Origin of the sequence: Protofrankia sp. Cr1, from assembly GCF_963555865.1 — a bacterium.
GTDB lineage: Bacteria > Actinomycetota > Actinomycetes > Frankiales > Frankiaceae > Protofrankia.
In genome coordinates this window covers 1-5,946 of the sequence record NZ_CAUVXO010000311.1, presented here as the reverse complement: position 1 = coordinate 5,946, position 5,946 = coordinate 1, and the positions used below count along the sequence as shown (strand labels likewise).

At 70.2% G+C, this 5,946-nt stretch carries 5 protein-coding genes and 2 pseudogenes; 2 read left to right on the top strand and 5 right to left on the bottom strand.

Annotation, left to right across the window (positions count from 1 at the left end):
* A pseudogene (locus tag U9980_RS19975) lies at window positions 1-406 on the top strand (transposase); the annotation flags it as partial.
* A 331-nt stretch (window positions 407-737) separates the two neighbouring features.
* Here the strand turns inward: U9980_RS19975 and U9980_RS19970 are convergent.
* The 5 genes from U9980_RS19970 to U9980_RS19950 all read right to left on the bottom strand — a co-directional run bounded on the left by U9980_RS19970 (window position 738) and on the right by U9980_RS19950 (window position 4,649).
* Complete coding sequence (locus tag U9980_RS19970; protein ID WP_322769311.1) at window positions 738-1,394, bottom strand: DNA-binding response regulator; 657 nt, start codon at window positions 1,392-1,394, stop codon at window positions 738-740.
* Window positions 1,384-2,547 carry a hypothetical protein gene (locus U9980_RS19965; protein WP_322769310.1) on the bottom strand — a complete coding sequence of 388 codons (1,164 nt, stop codon included), beginning with the start codon at window positions 2,545-2,547 and terminating at the stop codon, window positions 1,384-1,386. The genes U9980_RS19970 and U9980_RS19965 overlap by 11 nt, the downstream gene beginning before the upstream one ends.
* Window positions 2,540-3,733, bottom strand: coding sequence for a sensor histidine kinase (locus U9980_RS19960; RefSeq protein ID WP_322769309.1), 1,194 nt, complete (start codon window positions 3,731-3,733; stop codon window positions 2,540-2,542). The genes U9980_RS19965 and U9980_RS19960 overlap by 8 nt, the downstream gene beginning before the upstream one ends.
* A gap of 335 nt (window positions 3,734-4,068) precedes the next feature.
* The gene (locus U9980_RS19955; protein WP_322769308.1) at window positions 4,069-4,305 is read right to left on the bottom strand and encodes a hypothetical protein; all 237 of its coding nucleotides are present in this window, start codon (window positions 4,303-4,305) and stop codon (window positions 4,069-4,071) included.
* Window positions 4,302-4,649, bottom strand: coding sequence for a hypothetical protein (locus U9980_RS19950; RefSeq protein WP_322769307.1), 348 nt, complete (start codon window positions 4,647-4,649; stop codon window positions 4,302-4,304). Before U9980_RS19950 ends, U9980_RS19955 begins: the two co-directional genes overlap by 4 nt.
* Before the next feature lie 903 nt (window positions 4,650-5,552).
* Between U9980_RS19950 and U9980_RS19945 the strand changes: the two are divergent.
* Window positions 5,553-5,946, top strand: a pseudogene (locus U9980_RS19945) (hypothetical protein); the annotation flags it as partial.

Below are 5,946 nucleotides of genomic sequence, written 5' to 3'. Positions count from 1 at the left end.
CCTGTTCGAGCCCGACGGAGTGCTCGTCTTGGACGAGACGGGATTCATCAAGAAAGGACGCCGATCGGCGGGCGTCCAACGTCAGTACAGCGGGACCGCGGGGCGGTTCGAGAATTGTCAGGTGGGTGTCTTCGCCGTCTATGCGTCCGGCCGGGGGCGGGCGTATGTCGACCGCGAGCTGTATCTGCCGGAGAAGTGGACGGACGACCGGGAACGGTGCAGGGATGCGGGGATCCCGGACGATGTCGCATGCGCGACGAAGACGGAGCTGGCGCTGGTCATGGTCCGCCGGTTCCAGGAGGCCCATCCCCAGCTGGGCTGGGTCGCCGGCGACGAGGTCTACGGCCGCTCCCCGGAGCTCCGGGCCTGGCTTGAGGATAACGAGATTGGCTATGCCCTGACCGTCCTGCGCGCGCTACCGAACCCCGGGTAGCCCACCAACCCCGCCGCCCCGACAACCCGAAAGACCACCGGCCGTGGACCGGCGCCCACCCCACGTGACAGCAGGGCACCCAGTCACGACCGGACGCCACAACTCAACATCAAAAACGGAGGCGGGCGATCACCGAACCTCACCCACCAGCCACACAAAAGATCGAGGCTAGGGTCCCTCCACGCCTCGGCGATGACCGTTCCGCCGTCGCGGATGGTAGGGGAGGATCAATGCGGCCGGTGACGGCTGAACGACCTTCATCCAGGGTCGTCAAAACCCCGCCGGTGGCCTCTCGGTGGAACCCTCAGAGGTCTTCGAGGCTGATGAGCCCGTCCTGGATGGCGCGCGCGACGAGGGCGGCCTTGGTCGGCGCGACGCGCCCCGCGTTGGCGTACTTGATTCTCACCCGGTCGATGTATCCGGCGACAGTTCGCGCCGACAGGCCCAGCTTCTTCGCGACCATGTCCTTCGATTCGCAGTGGAACCACAGCAGCATGACGTCACGTTCGCGGGGCGTCAGCGTGGGCCGACTCTTTCGGGTGTCCGTGCCCAGGGCCCCGGCCAGCGACGGTGAGACGTAGGGCCGCCGGGCCGCCGCCGCGTGGATCGCCGCGACAAGATGAATATGGCCCTCGGCCTTCGTCAGATAAGTGAAGGCACCCACCTCCAGGCAGATCAGTGCCGTCCGACTGTCCTCGCGCATCGAGTAGACGACCACCTGGCGACCGGCGTCCACGAACCGTTGGAGCTCGGCGAACGCCGGCAGAGCGCCCCCGAGTTGCAGGTCGAGGACCACCACCGAGGCATTTCGACCAGGTTCGGCCCAGGCGACGGCCGGGTCTGCACCCGCCGCGACGAGCTCGATCGGCGGGTCGGCGGCCGCGCACCAGACCGTGACGCCGGCCAGGACCGCGGGGTGATCGTCGACGGCGACAATCCGGATCACCTCGTCAGGGTCCACAGGTGCCTGCCCGGGTCCAGGTGGCCTCCATCCAGGCCACGCTGCCCTGGGCCATCCAGGTGACGCGGACGGAACCCGGCGTGGGTGACTCGGCCGGCTCGGCGCCGGCGGTCCCGGCCGCGCCGGCCGCGCCGGCCGCGTCACCCACGCCGGCCGCCACGACGCTGAGGACAACCCGGTCGTCATCGCCGGCAATCGTGACGCGAGCGGAGGATGACGCCTCGGCCAGGGCCCTGATCGCGGGTTCGGTCAGGGCACGGCGCACCGGGATCGGTAGCGCCGGCAGGACACCCCGGACGTCGATATGAATCGCGACGCCACGCCGTTCGGCGATCTCGACGCAGGCGAGCACCTCATGCTCCAATGGGTCGGCGTGATCGTCGCTCTCAGCGAACAGCCGTCGCATCCGAGCCGCTTCGATCATGCACGCCCGCCGTACGTCCCGGTCGGCGGGATCCAACTCCCCGGTGCTCAGACCGGTGAGCAGCGGGCCGGTCGTGGCGGCGATCGCCGCATACCGGACCTGCCGGTCGCGGTGCAACTGCTCAGCGACGAGCTCCGCCGTTCGCAGCTGTTCCTCCTCCGCGGCGATCTGGGCGGTCGCGGTCGCCGTCCGCCGCAACGCCCCCGCCGCCGCGGACGCCGCCACCTGCCAACCGGCGATGGCCAACGTGCCGATGGCCAGGCCGACGAGGCTGCGGCGCTGGACACCGTCGACGAACGCCACCGCCGTCGCGGTAAACGCCAAATTGGCCGCCAGAGAGAGCACCAGCGCCCACACCGGCAGGTCCAGCAGGAGCAGGACCGCGAACCAGCCGAAGATCTCCCACGACCAGTGCACGGAACCGATGAGTTCGCCCCGGGGGACCGCCACTGTCGCCGCGACCGAGGCCGCGGACACCACAGCGAACAGCGGCCACCGCAACCGCCCCCACGGCCGGGCCCGCGCCACCTGGACACCCATCACCACCACGACGGCCGCCACGATCAGAAAGGACGAAAGCTCGACCGACAGCGGCCGGTAAACCTGGACCGAGGCCACCAGGACCGGCAGGTGCCAGCCGAACAAGACCGTCGCCAAGACCCCGAACGCGGCGAGCCGCAGGCCGCGCTGGAACCGGTCGGCGATCAGCACGGACGCCGGATCAGTCATCGCTCCACTCCAGCCGGACGACGGTACCGGCCCCCGGCGACGAGTCGACCCGCGCCCGGCCGCCGATCCGGGCCATCCGGGCCGTGATGGACTCGGTAACGCCCCACCGATGCGCCGGCACCCGATCGGCGATGAAGCCTCGGCCGGCGTCTCGCACCTCGACCACGATCAGCCCGTCGTCGCGCACGACCGACAACGTCGCCTCGCTCGTCCTGGCATGCCGCACGACGTTGCACAGCGCCTCCCGGACGCTGTCGCGGATCGCCCCGGCCGGGCCGGGTGGCAGCTTGAGGCTGGGCAGCGATGGGTGACGAACGGTGAGCCGGCCCGCCGGGCCGGTCACCGTGCTCATCTCGCTGACCTCTGTCGCGACGTCGGCCAGCAGGTCGGCCAGGTCGACCTCGCCGGTCGTCGTCGCGGCGGCTGACAGGCCGAGGACCTCGAGATCACGGTTGGCGCGGACGGCGAGCCACGGCTGCCACGCGGGAACCGCGCCGGTGCCGACCATCAGGAGCGTCGCCGCCGCTGTGTCGTGCAACGCCGCCAACTGCTCGCGCTCGTCGTCCCGGCGCGCGCGACTCAGCGCGCTTGCCCATCGGGCCTGCTCGCGCCGCGCGAGGGTTCGGTCCGACACTCGCCCGCCGTGACGGACCAGCAGGAAGAACCCGCGGGACAAGGCCGCCTCGGCGAGGATCCACAAGGCGATCGGAAGCCAGCCGAGCCCCTGCCCACCCGACGCCATCCCGGCCCCGACCGCATACCCGGCGACCAGGGGGAACGTGGCGGCGGCCCCGGCCACCGGCGGCACCTGCCACTGATAGGTGACAGCCGCCATCGACACCACCGCCAATAGCCAGCTGGAGCCGTCGAACATCGCCTGCCGCGGAACGGTCCAGCTCTGGGCCAGGCCAGCGAGGCCGAGGATCACCACGTCGGCGGCAACGGGCCATCGCCTCCGTCCTCGCACCATCGCCGCCGCGTAGACGCAGGTCCACCCGGCGACGACAACCACGCACGCGACGGCGGGCGTGAGTCGACCGTGGGGAACGACGACCAGCCCGAGCGCGCCGCAACCGACCGTGACCACCACCCGACAAAATGACCCGAAGCGCAGCGCCAAGTGGACCAGTTGCCGCTCCGCGGGGCCGGCCCGGGGCTGCTCAGGACGCGGAACTCGCGCCACCATGCCAGGTCGGTCGAGCAGCCGGGACCGCCGCGACCGGCACGCCGGGCGCGACGGCCTCGCTCCGTCCCGCACCCCCGAATCGTAGCCCAACGGAAGGCTGTGGAGATACCAGACCAAGTCCGACAAGTACTGCGCATCCAATGCCGGCCAGCAAGCGCGGCCCAGGTCAGGGTTGGCCAGTCTGAAGTAGCCGCGATCAGGTTCGCCGGATCGCCAGCACCGTCCCAGAGCCCCGCTGATGCCCCGCCAGCTACCCTAAGGGCCCACGGAGAGTGGCCAGTCGCGGTCTTAGTGATCGGTCTCTCCCTTGCGGGCCGCGGGTTGTGTGCGCTTTCTCAGTCGGCAGGAAGTCCGCCGCCGGGGCCGTTGTCCCATCCGTCGTCGTTGAACGGGTCGGACAGATCCGCGGTGTGCTCCTGCGCGAAGGGGTCGATGAACGGGTCGGGCGCGCCGTCCTCGCCGTCCCACTCGATCACCCTGGCTGGTCGGTCGGCACCGATCTGTCTGCCCAGGCGCGGCTCGCGGGCCTGGCCTGGCCTGGCCTGGGCGAACCGCATCGTGTGTGGGGTCACTGGAGGACGGCGAGTTGGGCGGTCAGGGCGTCGGCCCGGCCGGTAAGTCCGGTGAGGGTGTCGATCTCCTTCTGCACGGTGGCGCGTTTGCGGGCCAGTTCCTCCTCGGCGGCTTCCAGGTTCCGCTTGTGTTCCGCTGAAGCAGACCCGTGGCCGTCTCGAATTTCGGCGATGACCTGGTTGACGTAGCGGCGGGCGTCGCCCCGGGCCCGGTTGACCTCGTCACGGCGCTTGCGCTGCCGGTTGACGAGCGCCCAGGCGCCGAACCCGAGTGGTAGGGCCAGCCCGCCGACCAGGAAGGCGGTGGCCTTGGCGAACAGCGCGCCGATGCCGACTGACGTCACGCCGCGTTCAAAGGATCTGCCTCCCCGGCAAAGGTCATCACCTCGTCGGTCAACGGATGACCGACCGGCTCCACGGGCACCTCCATCCAGAAAAATCTGAAGCCGGCGCTCAGGCGGACAGTGCGGTGAACAGACCGGGGACGAAGGTGCTCGCGTACGTACCACCCTCCGCCCGACCGTCGACCACGCCGTCCGTCAGGGGTGCGGGCCGGCAGCCCGATCCGCTCGGCCTGGCCGCGCTTCGACCTCCGGCCGATCGTTGACCGGGCTGTCCGGCTGACCGTTCGGGGGGTCACGGTCCTCCGGCGGCCGGCGATCCGGACGGAGCTCATTTCGGGCCGGCGGGGGTTCGACATCGTCTATGTCGAAGCGGCCAGCCATCGCCGCCGCCGGCTCAGATCGCCTTCGCCCCACAGGCCACGGCCACTGTCAGGGTCGCCAGCAGCGACGGCTCCTCATCCCGGCGGCCCAACGCGCCGCAGATGTCCACCTGATGTCACCGACGACAGACCCATCTCCACGCCCCCAGCAGCCACCCCAGCCGACGCGTTCAGACCTTCCCGCCCCCGGACAGCACCTCAAACAGTTACAGCCCGTCACTCGACTTTGACGAGGCCCTGGCTCGGACCCCCGACGCGCCGGGCCGTCGGCGAAGAATTGGGGTTGTTCGACCGTCACCGGTTTCGGCGATTCCCCATTACCATCCGGAAAGGTCGAGTCGATCATCGCTTGTCGGCGGCCGTCGGGTCGCCGTCGCCGGTGTTGGAGGTCAGCGTGAGCAGCTTTCGGCGTGCCTGCGCCGCTACGGTGGTCGCGGTACTCGCGGCGGTCGGATCGGTCGTGGTGGGCGCGCCGGCGTCCGCCGACGGAGACAGCGGTGGTGGGGGTGGGCCGCAGCCGCAGGTGGGGTTTGCGTTCCAGGCCAACACCGGCAACCTGTGGAATGACGGCACGGACTTGGGTTTGGGCATGATGCCGGGCACCAGTCCGAGTATCACCGGCCTGTCGGGCGGCGGGCTCGAGATGGCCTTCCAGGCCAACACCGGCAATCTGTGGACGGTCGGTGACGCCGGCTGGAAAGACTGGGGTTTGGGCATGATGTCGGGCACCAGCCCGAGTATCACGGGCCTGTCGGGCGGCGGGTTCGAGGTGGCGTTTCAAGCCAACACCGGCAACCTGTGGACGGTCGGTAACGCCGACAACAGCGACCGGGGCCTGGGAATGATGCCCGGCACCAGTCCGAGTATCACCGGCCTGTCGGGCGGCGGGTTCGAGGTGGCGTTCCAAGCCAACACCG

Excerpts from the sequence above, each read along its gene's own strand:
- U9980_RS19965 (WP_322769310.1), bottom strand. The coding sequence starts at position 2,547 with ATGACTGATCCGGCGTCCGTGCTGATCGCCGACCGGTTCCAGCGCGGC.
- U9980_RS19960 (WP_322769309.1), bottom strand. The coding sequence starts at position 3,733 with ATGGTGGCGCGAGTTCCGCGTCCTGAGCAGCCCCGGGCCGGCCCCGCG.